Genomic DNA, 18213 nt, shown 5'->3' on the forward strand with positions numbered 1-18213 from the left:
CTCTTCTGTCGAGGAGATGATGATTGAAAACACAACGGTGCAGTGAGCTAACGAGACATGAAGTGAACGGACCCGCACCTCCATCACAGAGAGTATCCGAGGCAGGGCAAGCGGCTACGAATTCCCCATGACCTTCACCCATTCGAGTAGAGCGGCCTTCGCCTGGAAGCCTGTTCAGCCGTTCGACATCCGGAACCCGACGTCAGCCGTCTTCTTCGGGTGGCCCCTGTCGCCGCCGCTGACGGCCGGTCGCCCCGTGCAGTTCTCTCTCCACCCGTCGGCGCAGAGCGGGAAACGGCAGCGTGCCGCCGGCCAGCACGGTCTCGTGAAAGGCGCGCACGTCGAACGCGGCGCCGGCGTCGCGTTCCCACAGTGCCCGCAATGCTGTGAACTCCGCATGACCCGCCCCGTACGTCAGCGCCTGCCCCGGCAGATCGGTCGCGTAGCGCAACAACTCGGTCGTGATCTGTCCTTCGGACTCGGCTGCCGCGTGGGCGCGCATGAAGGTGCGCGCCTCCTCCAGTGTCATCGTCCCGAGGTTGAGGCCGGTGTCGACGACGAGGCGCTGCGCGGTGAACCGTTCATGGGCCAGTCGTCCGTACGCGTCCCACGGGTCGTCGTACAGCCCCATCTCCCAGGCGAGCCCTGCCGCGTACTCCGCCCAGCCCTCCTCGAACCCGCTGAAGGCCGCCAGCTCGCGTCGCAGGTCGGGCAGCGCGGTGTTCTCGGCCTGGCGGGCGAGGTGGAAGTGATGTCCGGGCGACAGCTCGTGGTAGATGAGCGCGGCTGCGCCGAGCAGTGACCGATGTGCCAGGTCCGAGGCGTTGTAACGGTAGCGTCCCACCGGTTGCGTGGCGGTCGGCGGTTCGTAGTAGCCGAACGTCATCGACGCCTCCAGCGCCGGGTCGAGGCGGGCCACACCGTAGGGGGCGCGGGGCAGGACCGCGAACCAGCGCGGCAGCAGTGGCGTGAGGCGGTCGAGGTGTCCGCGGTAGCGGGCTTCGACCTCCTCCGGGGTGGCGGCGTACAGGCGCGGCTCGGTCGCGAGCCGTTCGTGGAACTCCGCCTCCGTCCCGACGAAGCCGAGCGTGCCGCGCATCTCCCGCATCCGCTCGCCGAGTTCGCGGCAGTGCTCCCGGCCGAGTTCGTGGAGGCGTTCGGGCGGTGTGTCGCCGGACGTGTACGTCCTGACGAAGGCCCGGTATGCCGCCTCGCCTTCCGGGTAGCGGGCCCAGCCGACGGCCTGCGGCGCCCGCCGCAGGTAGTCCGGGTCACCGACGAGGGCGAGGAGACGGCCGAACGCCGGCTCCAGTTCGGTGGCCACCAGCCGCTCCACGGTCTCGCCCAGGTGACCACGGCTCGCCGCGCCGAGCCGGGTGAGCCGCCCGGCGTCCGCCCGGACGTACCGTGCCGCCGACTCCCGCAGACGGGTGAGCGTGGTGCGGACGCCGGCCAGGGCCGGAGCATGGATGCGAAAGCCCCGCGCCGCCTGCCCGGCGACCTTGTCGCCGATCGTCGCGACGCAGCGGGCCAGGTCCCGTACGAGGGTCACGTACCGGTCCGCGTCGGCTCGGTGCTCGAAGCGGAACGGGCGGAAGACGCAGTCACCGTACTGCTGGAGACGGAAGAGCTGGTACGGCGTGGCGGTGGGGGTGAGCCAGTGGAAACGTGCCGCCTCCGCTTCCTGTTCGGCCAGTGCCCGAAGGAAGGCCGCCGTGTCGGCGGCGGGGCCGGACAGCTCCGCCGGTCGCAGCGCATCCAGCCGGCTCAGTACCCCTGCCGCGAACCCGGCGCGCTCGTCGGCCTCCGCCGCGGACACCCCCGGCAGCGACTCGACCGGCAGCCCGCGACGCGTGCGTAGCGACGGCTCGCGTGCGAGCAGGAAGTCCCAGTACGAGGTCGTGAGCCGGTCGATCTCCCGCGCCGTCGTGTCGTCCGGGGAGCCCCCTGGATTGATGACCATGACGCCAGTCTGCGCCGCGATGTGACGTAGCGTCAGCAACAGACCTGTGGACTGCGCGTCGGGCGGCCTCACTCGGACGGGGGAAATTGCCCGGCGTGTTCGCGTCCGGCCAGGAAAAGCCCGGCCGACGCCGTCGGTCCCGATGGCACGATGAGCGCCATGCAGCGCCGAACCGTGTCGTCTCCAAGGGCTCGGTCGGTCCTGGCGGCGGCCGCCGTCGTCGTGTCAGCCGCGCTGGCCGGTTGCGACGGCGACGTGTCGTCTACGCGCACTCCTGTGGTCATGGGCGGCACCGTCACGATCGCCACCGCGTCCGAGACCCCGAGCTTCAACCCGTACTCGCAGTTCGGCCTCTCGCTGGCTCCTTATGCCTACGACTCATTGGTCGGTGTGGCGCGGGACGGGCGTGTGGTCTCCGGTCTGGCCGAGAGCTGGCAGGCCGGGGCCACTGCGGCGAGTTTCACCCTGCGCAAGGGTGTGACCTGCTCCGACGGCACGGCCCTGACGCCTTCCGGGGTGGCCCGGTCGCTGCGGTATGCCGGCGATCCCCGCAACCGGCTCATCGGTGCCCGGACCGCCCTGCCCGGTGTGCCGTTCACGGTGTCGGCCGACGACGCGGCGCGGACGGTGTCGGTGCGGACGGCGTCGCCGTACAGCTTCGTCGTGCGGACGATCGGTCTCCTGCCCGTCGTCTGCCCCGCCGGACTGGCGGACCCCGGTGCGCTGGACAGGAGGTCGGAGGGCACCGGCCCGTACGTGCTGAGCGGCTACGCCTCCGGGGGGCCGTACCTCTTCACACGGCGCAAGGGTTACGCGTGGGGGCCACGCGGAGCGGGCAACGCGGCTCCGGGGCAGCCGGATCGGATCGTGGTGACGGTGGTTCCGCAGGAGTCCACTGTGGCGAATCTGCTGCTCACGGGCGGAGTGAACATCGCCATGGTGACCGGCCCGGACCGCGCGCGGCTGACCGGCCACGGTCTGGCAACCGCCCAGGTGCCGACCGTGGTGGGGCTGACCTTCTTCAACGAGCGCTCCGACCGGCCCTTGAACGATCCTGTGCTGCGCCAGGCTCTGGTGGGGGCCCTGGACCGCAAGGGCCTCGCCAATGTGGCGATCGGTGGAGACGGTGCGCCCGCGCGCCATCTCACCGCCCCGAACTCCCTCTGCTACGCCGACGTGGCCACGGGGAACCTGCCGTCGCACGGCGCCGTGCGGGACCTGCGCGCCGCGGGCTGGACGAAGAACGCGTGGGGCAGGCTGGTCAAGCAGGGCCGACCGCTGCGTCTGCGGGTGCTCAGCAGCGCCGACTTCGGCTCCACCCTTCCGTCGGTCGCCGAACTGATGGCCGTGACGTGGCAGGCGCTGGGCGTGGACGTCGACCTCGTCGGCGAGAGCCGCAACGCCGTGGTCCAGGCCATGTACGGAAGCGGCGACTTCGACGTCGTGGTCGGCAGCTCGCCGGGGCCGCAGCTGCCCGCGCAGCTCGTCCCGTACTTCTCCGGCCCGCCGTCGTCGGGAGAACTGAACTTCGCGCACGTCACCAACCCCGCGTACGACCGCTTCGTCGCCCGAGCCCTGCGCTCGCCGGGCTCGGCCGGCTGCGCGGACTGGAACAGGGCCGCCGCGGCGCTTCTGCGCTCGGCCGACGCGCTGCCCGTCGCCGACGGCACGAGCACGGTGTACGGCTACCGGACGACCTTCTCCGTCGCACCCGGTGGCCGGATCCTGCCGACCAGCATCCGCCTGCACAGATAGCCGTGGCGGACGCGCCGCGCGGCCGCTCGCCAGTCGAGGAGGTTTCCCATGACGACCGTGTCCGCGCGGCTCGGTGCCCCGGCGCGGCACCACCCGTGGGTGGTGTTCTGCTGCCGGCGCGCGGTACGGCTGGTCGTCTCGCTCTTCATCGTCGTCACCGCTTCCTTCGCGATGGTCCGGCTGATCCCCGGGGACCCGGTCCGGGCCGCGCTGGGCGTGGACGCCCCGCCGGACCTGGTGGCGGCGAAGCGCCACGAACTCGGTCTGGACCGCAGCCTGCCGGAACAGTACTGGCACCATCTCCCGCGGCTGGCCCACGGCGACCTCGGGGTCTCACTGGTGACCGGCGAGCCGGTGGCCGAACTGGTCAGGGCGCGCCTGCCGGCCACCCTGCTGCTCGCCGTCCTGGCCTTCGCCTGCGTCCTCGTCGTCGCCCTCCCAGGGGGGATGCTCGCGGCGGTGTGGACGCGCGGAGGGCGACGCCCACGGGCGGAACTGGCGTTCACCGCCACCGCCTCGGTCCTGGCGGGCGTGCCGGACTTCGTCCTCGCGACGGGTCTCACCGCGGGCCTGGCGGTCGCCCTGCGCATCCTTCCCGTCGCCGGCGACCTCGGTCCCCGGTCCTATGTGCTGCCCGTACTCGCGCTGGCGCTCGCTCCGACCGCGGTCCTGCTGCGCATCGTGCGGGTGGAGACGCTCAAGGTGCTCGCGACGGACTATGTGCGTGCCGCCCGCGCGAAACGGCTGCCCGCCGTCCGCCTCCACCTGTACCACGTGGCACCGAACGCGCTGACCGCGTCGCTGACGTTCGCCGGGAACCTGTTGCCGGCCCTGATCGCCGGGACCGTACTGGTCGAGAAGGTGTTCGCCTGGCCGGGGATCGGTTCGGCGATGGCACAGTCCGTGGCCGCCCAGGACTACGCGGTCGTCGAGGCGTCGGTTCTGGTGCTCGGCTCGTCGGTCCTCGTGGTGAACTTCCTGGTCGATCTGGCCCTCGCGCTGCTCGACCCCCGATCGGTCATCCGGAGGACGTGATCCGATGGCGCTGTCCTCCTCTCCCCCGTCCTCGTCCTCTTCCCCGTCCGCGCCGGGTGCCACCCGCGGCCGGTCTCGCGCGTCCCGGTCGGGCTGGGCCACCCCCATGGGCGTGATCACCCTGGTGATGCTCGGATCGCTCGCCGTACTGGCGGTCGCCGGGGCGGTGCTGTGGGGGCGTCAGGCCGAGCGGCCGGACCCGTCGGCGGTACTGCGCGGGCCCACCGCAGGTCATCTGCTCGGCACGGACCGGCTCGGGCGCGACCTGCTCGCCCGGCTGCTCTCGGCGGCCTGGCCCTCCCTGCTGCCGGCCGTCGCGGCCACGCTCCTCGGGGCGGCCGCCGGCATCATGCTCGGCGCGCTCACCGCCGTACTGGGCGGGCGCGCCGCCCGCCTGCTGGGGGCCCTGATCAACCTTCTGCTGGCCTTCCCCGCACTCCTCGTCGCGATGTTCCTCGCGGCCCTCTTCGGGGCGGGCACGGGCGGGGCGGTGTTCGCACTCGCCGTCGCCTGTGCACCGGGCTTCGCGCGGATCACGCAGACCCTTGCCGCCGAGGTGGCCGGGACCGACTTCATGGCGGCGGCGCGTGTGCTGGGCCTGCGCCGCCACCGGCTGCTGCTGCGCCATGTCCTGCCCCACATCGCCGAACCGCTGGTGCTCAACACCACGGTCGCCGCGGGTTCGGCACTCGTGGCGCTGTCGGGGCTGGGCTTCCTCGGACTGGGGGTGCAGCCCCCGTCGTACGACTGGGGGCTCCTGCTGAGCCAGGGGCTGGACCGCATCTACACCGAACCGCTGCCCGCCGTGGCGCCCGGGGTCGCCATCGTCTACGCCGCCGTCGCGTTCCAGCTGCTCGGCGAGATGCTGGCCAAAGGCGCCGCACGGCAGGGCCGCCCGCATCCGGGGGCAGAGCCCGTGGCGCACCCGGCGCGCGCCGACCGCCCGGCATCCGTGGGCCACGTGCTGGAGGTGGAGGATCTGCGGGTCGTCCTTCCCACGACGGACGGGGTGGTCCGGCCCGTCCGCGGTGTCACCCTCACCCTGCGGCGTGGTGAGATGGTCGGCCTGGTCGGCGAGTCCGGCTCCGGCAAGTCCCTGACGGCGCTCGCCCTCGCCGACCTGCTGCCGGACGGCGCCCGCGCGACCTGGGGTACCCACCGGTTCCTCGGCACGGACGTCGAGTCGTCGACCCGCGAGGAGCGACGCAGGCGGCTGGCGACGGGAATGGCGCTGATCTTCCAGAACCCGGCCTCGGCCTTCAACCCGTCGCTGCGCATCGGAACGCAGATGACGGAGGCCGTGCGCACGCACCGTGGCACCCCTCGTGCCGAGGCCGTCGAGCAGGCGCTGGCCCGGCTCGAGCGGGTCGCGCTGCCCGCCGGACGCCCGTTGCTGCGGTCCCGGCCCTTCCAGCTCTCCGGCGGTCAACGCCAGCGAGTGGCGATCGCCGCGGCTTCGATGATGCGCCCCGACATCATCATCGCGGACGAACCGACGGCAGCCCTGGACGTCACCGTGCAGCGGCAGATCATGGACCTGCTCCGCCGGGTCCGGCACGACGACGCCACGGCGATCCTCTTCATCAGCCACGACATCGCCCTGGTGGCCGACGCCTGCGACCGGGTTCTGGTCATGTACGGGGGAACGATCGTGGAGAACCTTCCAGCCCATGAACTGGCGGCCGGCGCACGGCATCCGTACACGCGGATGCTCGTCGCCTCGGTCCCGGACCTGGCCGCGGAGCGTGACCGTCCCCTGCACACCATCGAGGGAGGGCCGCCCGATCCGTACGGTGCGGCCCCGGGCTGCCCCTTCCACGACCGCTGTCCGCATCGGCTGGACCGGTGCGCGGTGGAGAGCCCGGTGTTGGCCCCGCTCGATGCGGGGCACGAGGTCGCCTGCTGGCAGCCGCTGCCCGCGGCACCGCCCCGCGGGCGGCGTGAGACCGAGGAGGCGCAGAAGTGAGCACAGGGTCGGGGCTGGCGCTGTACGACGTCACCGTCCGCCATCACGGACCGCTCGGGCCGATCACGGCGGTGGACGGCTTGTCGCTGGACGTTCCCCAGGGCACGACGGTCGGCCTGGTGGGCGAGTCCGGGTCGGGAAAATCCACTCTGGCACGAGCGGTCGTCGGGCTGGACCCCCCGTGCGCCGGACGGGTCACCGTCGGAGGCCGGGAGTCCGGCGGGCGCCGGGCGGCCGACCGGCGCCGGCTGGGGCGACAGGTCCAACTGGTGTTCCAGGACCCGGACACGGCACTGGACCCACGTATGACGGTCCGGCAGTCGATCGCCGAGTCGGCCGGGGCCTTCGTCCGGCTGGACCGCCACAGCCGCGAGCAGCGCGTCGGCGGACTGCTGGAACTGGTCGGTCTCGACGCCGGCTGCGCCGACCGGCTGCCGCGGCAGCTCTCGGGCGGCCAGCGCCAACGCGTCGCCGTCGCCCGCGCGCTCGCCGTCGATCCGGCGGTGCTCATCGCCGACGAGGTCACCTCGGCTCTCGACGTGTCGGTCCGGGCGGCGCTGCTCACCATGCTCCGGGATCTGCAGCGGCGCATGGGCTTCGCCATGCTGTTCATCAGCCATGACCTCGCCGCCGTCCGCCATGTGTCGGACGCCGTCGCCGTGATGTACCTCGGCCGGATCGTGGAGATCGCCGCCACCGAGAGCCTGCTGCGCGACCCACGGCATCCCTACACCCGGACGCTGCTGTCCGCCGTGCCGAGTCTGCACGCCGCAAGACGCCCGGCCGGGGAACCCCTTCTTGCCGGTGAGGTGCCCGACCCCGCGTCGCCGCCGACCGGATGCCGCTTCCATCCGCGCTGCCCCGTCGGACCGGACCGGCATCCCGGACGGGACGTCTGCGCCGCACGGGACCCGCAGCGGGACGCGGCCGGCCGGCCGCATCGCGCCGCCTGCCACTTCCCGTACCGCACCGACGACCGCCAGCCCCCGGCCCGTCGGGTTCCCCCGGACGACAACGGTGACCGGACTCCGCGAACCCCCGAGGACCTGCCGTCATGACGGCAGGGGAAGCGGACACGCCTCCGTCCGGCGCGGACGCGGTCGTCGTGGGGGCCGGTGTGATCGGTGCCGCGGTGGCACTGGAACTGGGGCGCACCGGTCGCCGCGTCGTGGTCGTCGACAAGTCCGGCGGCGTCGGCCACGGATCCACCAGCGCGTCGAGTGCGATCATCCGTTTCAACTACTCGACCTGGGACGGTGTCGCCACCGCGTGGGAATCCCAGCACTGCTGGGCACGATGGGCGGAGCACCTGGGAACCGTGCGCGGCCCTGGCCTGGCGGCGTTCCGGCGGACCGGAGCGGTACTCCTCGACGTGCCGGACTCCGGGACGTCGGAGGTCGTCGCGCTGTTCGAGCGTGCCGGTGTGCCGTACGAGCGCTGGGACGCCGCGACGCTGCGCAGCCGGATCCCGGGTATCGACGCGGGACGCTACGGTCCTCCCCGGTCCCTGCTCGACGATGCCTTCTTCTCCGGCCCGGAAGGAGAGCTCGGCGCGCTGTTCACCCCCGACGCGGGGTTCGTCGACGATGCCCGGCTCGCGGCACAGAATCTCGCGGACGCGGCGGCCCGCACCGGGGTGCGTTTCCTCTTCCGGCGGGCCGTCGTCGGTGTACTGCGCGGCGGGGACCGGGTCGCGGGCGTCCGGCTCGCCGACGGCACCGCGATCACGGCACCGGTGGTGGTCAACGCCGCCGGCCCCTGGTCGGGCGGCTTCAACAGGACGGCCGGGGTCGGGGCCGAGTTCACCGTCGGAGTACGCCCGCTGCGCCAGGAGATCCATCAGGTGGCGGCGCCGGTCCACCAGGCCGATGCAGCGGCGCCGGACGTGCGCGCCGCCGGCATTCCGATCGTGGCCGATGTCGACCTCGGCACCTACCTGCGCCCCAGCAGCGGACATCTCCTCGTCGGCAGCATGCTGCCCGCCTGCGATCCCAAGGAGTGGCTCGACGATCCCGACCTGTGCAACCCGCACCCGACGCCCGCCCGGTTCGACACCCAAGTGACCAGAGTCGCACGCCGGTTCCCGCTCCTGCGCGTCCCGAACCGGCCGACCGGCATCGCCGGGGTCTACGACGCCGCCGACGACTGGTCCCCGATCTACGACCGCACCGATCTGGCCGGCTTCTACGTCGCCATGGGAACGAGCGGCAACCAGTTCAAGAACGCTCCGCTGGCAGGTCGGTTCCTGGCAGCCCTGGTCGACCACGTCGAGGCCGGCCACGACCACGACCGTGATCCGCTGCGGTACACGGGCGAACACACCGGCGTCGTCATCGACGTAGGCGCGTTCTCCCGTAAACGGCCCATGGCCGAGGGCGCCGCCTTCCGCACCGTCATGGGCTGACGGCCGGTCCGGCCCGACCGGGGCCACGCCGACGGACGGTGCTCGCGCCCCTGTCGCAGCCCGGGCCGGTGCCGTGCCGACGGCACCGGCCCCAAGTGATCGACAGAGGGCTACCGGCGGCCGCGTGCCGGTGTCGGACCGAGCTTGGCACTCAGCACCGACAGGAAGGCCGGGAGCCTGTGCACCATGGATGCGGGGACGGGGGTGATCTGGACGGTGTCCCGCACCACGTCCTGCACGACGAGCTTGTAGGCGCCGTCCTCCTGGACGAGTTCGGCGGCGTAGAGCAGTGTTTCCACCAGAGGTCCTTCGGTTGTGTCGTACGACGGCTCAGGCGCCGTTGAGCCAAGCGCTCCACCCCTTCGTCACCTGCTGTTCGTCCGCGTTCTCGGCGAACAGGTGGTGGCCAAGCCAGATCGGCACGTTCCAGCTGCTGCCGTTGAAGAACCGGTACAAGGCGTCCGCTCCGCGCAGGCCGACGAAGTCGGTGCTGAGCCAGTCCACGACCACCTCCTCCGAACCCCCGTCCGTGCCGGGGAGGTCGAGCGACAGCTGGTCGCCGACGGCTGTGCCGTCGGCGAGGCCGAGGCGTCGGCGCAGCGCGGTGAAGTCGGCGGGGTCGTCGGTGCTGTCGGCGCGGGCGGCCTTGACGTAGACGGCGGGGCGGCCGGCGAAGTGCCTCAGGTACTCGGCGAGGGAGTGCTGGTAGAAGTCGACGTGCTTCTCGGCCGCGTCCGCCTTGGTGTCCCACCTCCAGGTGTCGTCGACGACGCCCGTGTGCACCCAGTGGATTCCCATCCGCAGGTGGCTCGTGCCACCGTCGGCCGGCTCGATGCGGTAAGTGAGCGTGTTGGAGAACCCTCCGTCCTGGGTCGCCCGAACCGCGAAGTGGTGCGGCGGCTCCCACGCCACGACGGTGCTGTCGCCGCGCGTGGCCTTTCCGCCGACGCGCGGCTCGATCTCCATCGGGTACAGCCAGCCGAGGTTGCCGGCGCCGGTGGCGACCGCCTCCCAGACCTGTTCGGGCGTGGCGGGCAGGTCCTGTTCCCGGCGGACCTCGAGCTCTCGGGCCATGGTCACTTCTCCTTCGTCGTCGTTCATGGGTCAGTGGGCGAGCGGAAGCGCGGTGAGCCGCCGTTGCAGCGGGTTGGGCCGCCAGTCGAGGGCCGCGCCGTCGGCCAGCCGCAGGTGCGGGAGCCGGCGGACCAGCGTGCCGACGGCCACCTCCGCCTGGAGCTTGGCCAGCGGCCCGCCGAGGCAGAAGTGCGGGCCGTTGCCGAAGCTGAGGTGCCGGTTGCCGGGGCGGGTCAGGTCGAGCAGGTCGGGGTCCGCGAAGCGCTCGGGATCCCGGTTGGTCGCGGCGAGGAAGAGGTAGGCCAGCTCGCCCTCGCGCAGCGTCCGCCCGCCGATCTCGATGTCCTCGGCGGCGACCCGGACGATCGCCTGGGTCGGCGTGTCGTAGCGGGCGAGTTCCTCGACGGCGGGGCGGACCAGCGCCGGGTCGGCGCGCAGCCGGGCCAGTTGGCCGGGGTGGCGCAGCAGGGCGAGCATGCCGTTGCCGACCAGGTGGGTGGTGGTCTCGTCGCCGGCGGTGATCAGGACGAAGCAGGTGGACAGCAGCTCGGAGTCGGTGAGCCGGTCGTCCTGCGCCTGGGTGGCGACCAGGGCGCTGATGAGGTCGTCGCCGGGGTCGGCCCGGCGGCGGCGGACCAGCCGGGCGAGGTACTCCTCGTACTGCTCGATCGCCGCCTCGGACTTGTCGATGTCCTCGCTCAGCCGCCCGAAGCGGTGGAACCAGGTCTTGACCTGCGGGAGGTCCTCGGGCGGGATGCCGAAGAGCTCGCAGACGACGGACAGCGGCAGCGGGGAGGCGACCGCCTCGATCAGGTCCATGGTCGGCCCGGCCGCGACCGCCTCGTCGATGAGCCGGTCGACGATCCGCTGGATGCCGTCGCGCAGGGCTTCCACGCGCCGGGCGGTGAAAGCCCGGTTGGCCAGCTTGCGCAGCCGGGCGTGGTCCGGCGGGTCGGTGTTGCTCATCACCCGGCCGAGCCGGTCGGTGAGCCGGCTGAAGGCCTTGAGGTCCCCGCCGAGCGCGCTGTAGGCGCGGGTCATCCGGTCCCGGTCGTTGGACAGCCGCAGGTCGCTCAGTGCCGCCTCGACGTCGGCGTACCGGGTGAGGTACCAGATGCCCTGGGCGCTGCGGTGGACCGGGTCCTCGCGGCGCATGCGGGCGTAGAACGGGTACGGGTCCCGGCGGGCCGCGGGCGTGAGCAGGTCCGCGGCGAGGTCGTCGGACCGGGCGAGGCCCGCGCTGCCGCGGGCCTCGTCGGTGGTTTCGGTCAGGTTCACTGCGAACCGCGCTACTGCTGGGCGTTCATGGCGTCGGCGAGGCTCTTGGGCCGCATGTCGGTCCAGGACCGCTCGACGTACTCCAGGCAGGCGGCGTGGGTGTCGGGTCCGTGGACGACGCTCCAGCCGTCGGGGACGTCCGCGAACTGCGGCCACAGCGAGTGCTGGTTCTCGTCGTTGACGAGCACAAGGAAGGTGCCGTCCTGGTCCTCGAACGGGTTGGTCATGGGTCAGTCCTCCTGGTGGGAAAGGGTGGTGTCACCGGTGGCCTCGGCCAGGCGGGCGGCCAGGACCGGTCCGATCTGGGCGAGCGAGCCGGCTTCGGTCATCCGGTTGTGCCGGGTGGTGATCTCGTGTGATTCGATCCGGCCCGCGATGTACGGGCGCCAGGTCGCGGGCCCGGCGTCGTCGCCGTCGCGGTCGATCGTCGAGTTGAACAGCAGCAGGTCGCCGTCGAACCTGGCGGGGACGAAGTCGACCGCCAGCCTCGCGTTGTTGATCATGATGTGGACGATGACCTCGATCTGCTGCTCCGTCAGGCCCTGCAGCGCGCTGCCCCGCCGGTTCAGGACCTCGGCGACCTCGGCGTAGGTCAGCTCCCGGTCCCCCAGCTCGGCCGGGTCGACGTCGAGCACACCGACGAGCACGTCCCGCTCGGTGGGCACGGGCATCTCCTCGAACTGCACGTCCTTCACGGGGTAGGCGTCGAGAATGGCCAGCAGCGCGGTCCGCGCGCCGCGCGCCTGCAGCTCGCAGGCGAGCGCGTGGGCGATCAGGCCGCCGGCGGACCAGCCGAGCAGCAGGTACGGGCCCTCGGGCTGGATCTTGCGGATCTGGTCGGCGTAGTCGGCCGCCATCTCCTCGAAGGACGTCGCCAGGGGCTCGGGGCGGCCGAGGCCGCGCGCCTGGATCGCGTAGACCGGGTGCCGGGAACCGATGTGGTTCAGGAGCCCGCTGTACGACCAGCTGATGCCGCCGCCGGGGTGGATGCAGAACAGCGGCGTGCCGCTCCCGGCCGAACGCAGCGGCAGCACCACGTCCAGCGCGTCGTCGGGGTCGTCCATGACCAGGCGCTCGGTGAGACCGGCCACGGTCGGTGCCTCGAACAGCATGCGCAGGCCCAGCTCCAGGCCGAGGGTCTCGCGGACGCGGGAGGCCAGGCGGGCGGCCAGCAGCGAGTGGCCGCCCAGATCGAAGAAGTTGTCGTCGATGTGCACCTGTTCCCGGCCGAGGACTTCGGCGAAGAGGTCGCACAGCAGCTGCTCCCGCGGCGTCCGGGGGCCGCGTCCGGTGCCCTGCGCCCCGTACTCGGGGGCGGGCAGGACGGCCCGGTCCAGCTTGCCGTTGGCGGTCAACGGCAGCGCCTCCAGGGTGACGAACGCCGACGGCACCATGTAATCGGGCAGTTCACGGCGCAGGCGCCCGGAGAGCTCGGCCGCCTCGGGCGCGCCCTCGGGGGCGGGCACCAGGTAGGCGACGAGCTGCTTGTCGCCGGGCCGGTCCTCGCGGGCGACGACGGCCGCCTGGGCGACGTCCGGGCAGCTCGCGAGGATCGCCTCGATCTCGCCGGGCTCGATCCGCAGGCCGCGGAGCTTGACCTGGTGGTCGGTCCGTCCGGCGAACTCCAGTGTGCCGGAGGCGGGCCACCAGGCCAGGTCGCCGGTGCGGTACATCCGGCTCCCTGGCGGCCCGTACGGGTCGGCCGTGAAGCGCTCGGCCGTCAGGCCGGGTCGGCCGAGGTAGCCGCGGGCCACGCCCGTGCCCGCGAGGTACAGCTCGCCGACCAGGCCCGTGGGCACCGGCCGCAGGTGCTCGTCGAGCACGTAGGCGCGCATGTTCGCCATCGGCCCGCCGATCGGCACGGTCGCTGCGTTCCCGGGGAGGGTGTGCACCGGGTGGCAGGTGGCCAGGGTGGTGGCCTCGGTGGGCCCGTAGCCGTTCACCACCTCGATGCCGGGGCAGACTTCCAGCACCCGGGCGACGGCCGCCGGGGAGACCACGTCACCGCCGGTCCACACCTCGCGCACTCCGGCGAGCAGGCCCGGCCGCTCCTCGGCGACCAGGCGGAACAGGCCGGCCGTCAGCCACAGTCCGGTCACCCCGTGCGTGCTGATCGTGTGCTGCAGCAGGTCGAGGTCGAGCCGCTCCGGCGGTGCGACCACGATCCGGCCGCCGCCCAGCAGCGGCACCCACAGTTCGTAGGTCGAGAGGTCGAAGGCGGTCGGGGAGTGCATCAGCACCCGCTCGTGTCCGCCGCCGTGGTATTCGGGGGTGAGCGCGAGGCCCACCACGTCGCGGTGGGTGACGGCCACGCCCTTCGGCCGGCCGGTCGATCCGGAGGTGTACATCACGTACGCCAACTGCCGCTTATCACAGCGCACTTCGATGTCGGACGAGTCGGGCTCACCCTCGATCAGCGCGGTCAGCACGTCCTCGGTGAGCACCAGCGCGACCCCGGCCTCCTTCAGGATCAGGTCGATCCGGGACTGCGGGAAGCGCGAGTCGAGGGGCGCGTAGGCGCCGCCCGCCTTGATGATCGCCAGGAGCGCCACGACGAGGTCCGCCGAGCGGTCCAGCAGCACCGCGACCGGTGTCTCCGGCCGCACGCCCTGGCGGATCAGTGCCCGCGCGAGGCGGTTGGACCGCTGGTCGAGTTCCCGGTAGGTCAGCTCGGTGGCGCCCGCCACGACGGCCACCGCGTCCGGGGTGGCGCGCACCTGGCGGGCGAACAGCTCCGGCAGCGCGGCCTCGGGCAGCTCGACCGCCGCGCCGGTGGACGCGTCCAGCAGCCGACGGCGTTCCTCATCCGACATGACGTCGAGCCGGCTGATCGGCCGGCCGGGGTCGGCGACCGCCGCGCGCAGCAGCCGTGCCCAGCGCTCGAACAGCAGCTCCACGGTGGCCGGTTCGAACAGGTCGGTGGCGTACTCCACCGCGCCGGCCAGGCCGTCGGGCCCGCCGTCCGGGCGGAACTGCTCGGCCAGGCTGAACGTCAGGTCGACCCGCGAGGTCCCGGTCGACGCCTCCAGGTGGCCGGTCGTGAGGCCCGGCAGCGCGAACTCGCCCACCGGCGCGTTCTGCAGGGCCAGCATGATCTGGAACAGCGGGTGGTGCGACAGCGAACGGGCCGGATTGACCACCTCGACCAGGTACTCGAACGGCACGTCCTGATGGTCGTACGCGGCGAGTGCCTTCTGCCGCACCCGGCCGAGCAGTTCGGCGAAGCCGGGATCGCCGCTCGTGTCGGTGCGCAGCACCAGGGTGTTGACGAAGAAGCCGACGAGGTCGTCCAGCGCCTGGTCGGTACGGCCGGCGATCGGGCTGCCGATCGGGATGTCGGTCCCGGCGCCGAGGCGGGTGAGCAGCGCGGCGAGGCCGGCCTGGAGCACCATGAACATGCTGGCGCCGCGCGCGGCGGCCAGGTCCCGCAGGGCCTGGTGCAGGTCGGGGTCCAGCCGGACCACGACCCGGCTGCCCAGCTGGGAGGCCACCGGCGGCCGGGGCCGGTCTGCGGGCAGCTGCACCTGCTGCGGAATTCCCGCCAGCTCGTCCTTCCAGTAGGCCAGTTGCCGGGCGAACAGGCTGTCCGGGTCGGCGGTGTCGCCGAGCAGTTCGCGTTGCCAGCAGGTGTAGTCGGCGTACTGCACCGGCAGTGGGGACCACCGCGGCTCCTCGCCTCGGCAGCGCGCCGTGTAGGCGGCCGCGAGGTCGCCGGAGAGCGGCCCCATGGACCAGCCGTCGGCGGCGATGTGGTGCACCACGACCAGCAGCACGTGCCGGTCGGGCGCGAGCGCGTACAGCTCCGCCCGGACCGGCGGCTGAGCCGCCAGGTCGAAACCTCGCCGGGCCGTCTGCGCCAGCCGCTCGGCCAGCCGGCTCTCGTCGAGGTCGACCACCGGCAGCTCCGGGTGCGCCTGCGAAGCGCTGAGCACGACCTGGTACGGCACTCCGTCCGTCTCGCGGAAGACCGTCCGCAGGCTCTCGTGCCGGGCGATCACGTCCGCGAGCGCGGCGTGCAGGGCCGGGCGGTCGAGTTCACCGGTCAGGTTCAGTGCGAGCGGCATGTTGTAGGTGGCGCTCGGGCCGTCCATCCGGTGCAGGAACCACAGGCGGCGTTGGGCGAAGGACAGCTCCACGCTCCTCCAGCCTTCGGCCGGGGGTGCCCCCATGGACCGCGGCCGCGCGGTCAGCGTGGGCCGCGCCGTGCCGCAGCCGTCGAGGCGGGCCGCCAGTCCGGCCACGGTCGGCGTCTCGAACAGCGTCCGGACCTCCAGCTCCGCGCCGAGGGTCGCCCGGACGCGGGAGGCCAGGCGGGTCGCCAGCAGCGAGTGTCCGCCCAGGTCGAAGAAGCTGTCCTCGACGCCGACCTGGGCCAGGCCGAGCAGCTCGGCGAACAGCTCGGCGAGGAGCTGTTCCTGCGGGGTGCGCGGCGCCCGCCCGGCTGCGGCCATGCCGAGGTCGGGCGCGGGCAGCGCGCGGCGGTCCAGCTTGCCGCTGGCCGTCAGTGGCAACGTCTCCAGCGCCACGAACGCCGACGGGATCAGGTAGTCGGGCAGTCGCCCGCGCAGCCAGTCACGGAGTTCGCCGAGGAGCGCGCCGGTGCCCCGGCTGCCGGTCGGGCGGTTGGTCAGCGACGACAGCGGCCTGCCGGTGGTCCGGGCCGACCGGTACGGCTCGACCGGGGAGTCGTGCTGCGCCCGCGGGTCGGCGAAGACGACGTCCACGGCGTCGGCCACGGTGGCCGACCAGGTGACGCCCACCCAGCGATCGAACTCCGTACCGATGGCCCGGAAGTCCTCCGGGTCGGGGAGTTCGCTCTCCTCCGGGCCGTGCAGCCGCTCCAGCAGCTCGGTGAGCGAGCCGTCGCCGTTCTGCACCGCCCGGGCCAGGGCGGACTCCCGCACCACTCGACGGTTCGGCACCCCGGTGATCCGCAGCACGTCCGCGTGCGGCCGGGCGAGCAGCTCGCGCAGTTCGTCCAGCCCGGCGGCCTGCCGCCCCCACTCCAGCTCGACGGGCCGGCTCGGCACCACCGGAGCGACCGGCGGCTTGTGCAGCGTCACGTCGTAGCGGTAGCGGGTCAGTTCGTTGTGGTGGCGGCCGTGCTTGACCTCCACGGCCACCGCGCCGATGTCCGTGCCGCGCTCCCGCAGGACGGTGAAGAAGTCCGGGTCGACCAGGAGTTCCTTCTCCACCCTGACGGCCTGCTCCACCGCGCGGCGCACCGCCGCGAGGTCGCCGTCGGCACCGGTGCGGTGCAGCTGGACCGCGGTGGCCAGCGGGCGCAGCAGCCGCAGGTTGCGGACGTCGCCGACGAAGAGCGTGCCGCCGGGGGCGAGCAGCCGCATCAGCTTGCCGACCACGTCCGCGAGGTAGTCGGCGGACGGGAAGTACTGCACCACCGAGTTGATCACGATGGTGTCGAACCGCCCGGCCGGCAGGCCGTCGGTGTCGTGCGCCGGGCGGGTCTGGAGCACGACGCGCTCGGCCAGGTCGTCCTGCCGGGCGACCTGCGCGGTCAGGGCGTCGACGGCCGTGGCGGAGAAGTCCGTGGCCCAGTAGGTCTCGCAGTGCGGTGCGATCTGCGAGAGCAGCAGTCCGGTGCCGACGCCGACCTCCAGCACGCGGCGCGGGTTCAGGGCCAGGATGCGGGCCACGGTGGCGTCCCGCCACTCCCGCATCTGCTCGACCGGGATCGGGCTCGCGTCGTAACTGCTGTTCCAGCCGACGAAGTTCTGGCCGAAGTCGGCTTCCTCGGGGGTGAGGGGCAGGGCGTCGTAGATGTCCTGCCACTCGCCCACGTGGTCCGCTTCCAGGCCGCTGTCGCGGGCCTCGTCCTGGTGCGGGACGACGTAGCCGACGAGCCGGTCGTCCTGGGCGAGGACGGCGGCCCGGGCGACGGCGGGGTGTTCGGCCAGGGCCGCCTCGACCTCGCCGGGCTCGATGCGGAAGCCGCGTACCTTCACCTGGTCGTCGGCACGGCCGACGTACTCCAACTGACCGTCCCCGAGCCAGCGCACCAGGTCTCCGGTGCGGTACATGCGCTCACCGGCCCCGAACGGGCAGGCGACGAACCGTGCGGCCGTCAGGCCCGGCCGGTTCAGGTAGCCGCGTGCCAGTCCCGCGCCCGCGACGTACAGCTCCCCCGCCACGCCCGTCGGCACCGGCCGCAGCCGCTCGTCCAGCACGTACACCCGGGCGCCCGCGATCGGACGGCCGATCGGGGGCACGCCCGCCCCCGGGGACAGCGGGTCGCTCATGGTCGCGCACACCGTGGTCTCGGTCGGACCGTAGGCGTTGACCATCCGGCGCCCGGACGCCCAGCGGTCCACCAGCTCCGGCGGGCACGCCTCGCCCGCCACCACCAGTGTCGACACCTGCACGGCGCCGTCCGGCGCGGCGGCGAGGACGGACGGGGGCACGGTCACGTGGCTGACCGCGAGGTCCGGGTCGGTCAGCGCGGCAACCGGGTCCGCCGTCGGGGGCAGCACCAGGGCCGCGCCGCGGAGCAGGGCGGTGTAGATCTCCGACACCGAGGCGTCGAAGCTGGGCGAGGCGAACTGGAGCACCCGGCTGTCGGGTTCGATCGCGAAGCGCTCGGTCTGTGCGGCGACCAGGCTCGCGACGCCGCCGTGGCCGACCACGACGCCCTTGGGGCGGCCGGTCGAACCCGAGGTGTAGATCACGTAGGCCGGATGCCGGACGTCGAGCGAGGTCTGCGGGTCGGTGTCCGGCCAG

The 18213-nt window shown here is 72.9% G+C and carries 11 protein-coding genes; 5 read left to right on the forward strand and 6 right to left on the reverse strand.

The features are described from left to right. Positions 1-202: 202 nt before the first annotated feature. Positions 203-1963, reverse strand: coding sequence for a DUF885 domain-containing protein (locus ADK64_RS16200; RefSeq protein WP_053659474.1), 1761 nt, complete (start codon positions 1961-1963; stop codon positions 203-205). A 159-nt stretch (positions 1964-2122) separates the two neighbouring features. On the opposite strand from ADK64_RS16200, the gene ADK64_RS16205 reads away from it, so the two are divergent. The 5 genes from ADK64_RS16205 (at position 2123) to ADK64_RS16225 (ending at position 9123) form a co-directional block, all read left to right on the forward strand. Further along, a complete protein-coding gene (locus tag ADK64_RS16205) occupies positions 2123-3718 on the forward strand; it encodes an ABC transporter substrate-binding protein (RefSeq protein ID WP_053659502.1) in 1596 nt (531 codons plus the stop codon). A 48-nt stretch (positions 3719-3766) separates the two neighbouring features. Next, positions 3767-4753, forward strand: a complete 987-nt coding sequence (locus ADK64_RS16210) for an ABC transporter permease (protein ID WP_053659476.1) — start codon at positions 3767-3769, stop codon at positions 4751-4753. Positions 4754-4859: 106 nt separating this feature from the next. After that, the gene (locus tag ADK64_RS16215; RefSeq protein ID WP_053659478.1) at positions 4860-6719 is read left to right on the forward strand and encodes a dipeptide/oligopeptide/nickel ABC transporter permease/ATP-binding protein; all 1860 of its coding nucleotides are present in this window, start codon (positions 4860-4862) and stop codon (positions 6717-6719) included. Beyond that, on the forward strand, positions 6716-7777 hold the full coding sequence (locus ADK64_RS16220) for an oligopeptide/dipeptide ABC transporter ATP-binding protein (RefSeq protein ID WP_063789911.1): 1062 nt from the start codon (positions 6716-6718) through the stop codon (positions 7775-7777). The genes ADK64_RS16215 and ADK64_RS16220 overlap by 4 nt, the downstream gene beginning before the upstream one ends. Further along, positions 7774-9123 (forward strand): NAD(P)/FAD-dependent oxidoreductase, encoded by a 1350-nt coding sequence (locus tag ADK64_RS16225; RefSeq protein ID WP_053659480.1) that lies wholly within the window; start codon positions 7774-7776, stop codon positions 9121-9123. Before ADK64_RS16220 ends, ADK64_RS16225 begins: the two co-directional genes overlap by 4 nt. Before the next feature lie 110 nt (positions 9124-9233). On the opposite strand, the gene ADK64_RS16230 is transcribed toward ADK64_RS16225, so the two are convergent. The 5 genes from ADK64_RS16230 to ADK64_RS16250 form a co-directional block, all read right to left on the reverse strand. Beyond that, complete coding sequence (locus ADK64_RS16230; RefSeq protein ID WP_234384597.1) at positions 9234-9422, reverse strand: hypothetical protein; 189 nt, start codon at positions 9420-9422, stop codon at positions 9234-9236. A 31-nt stretch (positions 9423-9453) separates the two neighbouring features. Further along, on the reverse strand, positions 9454-10197 hold the full coding sequence (locus tag ADK64_RS16235) for an SRPBCC family protein (RefSeq protein ID WP_053659484.1): 744 nt from the start codon (positions 10195-10197) through the stop codon (positions 9454-9456). Between the two features lie 30 nt (positions 10198-10227). After that, the gene (locus ADK64_RS16240) at positions 10228-11475 is read right to left on the reverse strand and encodes a cytochrome P450 (protein WP_053659486.1); all 1248 of its coding nucleotides are present in this window, start codon (positions 11473-11475) and stop codon (positions 10228-10230) included. Between the two features lie 11 nt (positions 11476-11486). After that, a complete protein-coding gene (locus tag ADK64_RS16245; RefSeq protein ID WP_053659488.1) occupies positions 11487-11702 on the reverse strand; it encodes an MbtH family protein in 216 nt (71 codons plus the stop codon). A 3-nt stretch (positions 11703-11705) separates the two neighbouring features. After that, positions 11706-18213, reverse strand: a 6508-nt coding sequence (locus ADK64_RS16250; RefSeq protein WP_159046268.1) for a non-ribosomal peptide synthetase, incomplete at its 5' end; no start/stop codon positions are given.

Source organism: Streptomyces sp. MMG1121, from assembly GCF_001280015.1.
Taxonomy (GTDB): Bacteria; Actinomycetota; Actinomycetes; order Streptomycetales; family Streptomycetaceae; genus Streptomyces.

Excerpts from the sequence above, each read along its gene's own strand:
- ADK64_RS16235 (WP_053659484.1), bottom strand. The coding sequence starts at position 10,197 with ATGGCCCGAGAGCTCGAGGTCCGCCGGGAACAGGACCTGCCCGCCACG.
- ADK64_RS16225 (WP_053659480.1), top strand. The coding sequence starts at position 7,774 with ATGACGGCAGGGGAAGCGGACACGCCTCCGTCCGGCGCGGACGCGGTC.
- ADK64_RS16200 (WP_053659474.1), bottom strand. The coding sequence starts at position 1,963 with ATGGTCATCAATCCAGGGGGCTCCCCGGACGACACGACGGCGCGGGAG.
- ADK64_RS16210 (WP_053659476.1), top strand. The coding sequence starts at position 3,767 with ATGACGACCGTGTCCGCGCGGCTCGGTGCCCCGGCGCGGCACCACCCG.
- ADK64_RS16215 (WP_053659478.1), top strand. The coding sequence starts at position 4,860 with ATGGGCGTGATCACCCTGGTGATGCTCGGATCGCTCGCCGTACTGGCG.
- ADK64_RS16245 (WP_053659488.1), bottom strand. The coding sequence starts at position 11,702 with ATGACCAACCCGTTCGAGGACCAGGACGGCACCTTCCTTGTGCTCGTC.
- ADK64_RS16205 (WP_053659502.1), top strand. The coding sequence starts at position 2,123 with ATGCAGCGCCGAACCGTGTCGTCTCCAAGGGCTCGGTCGGTCCTGGCG.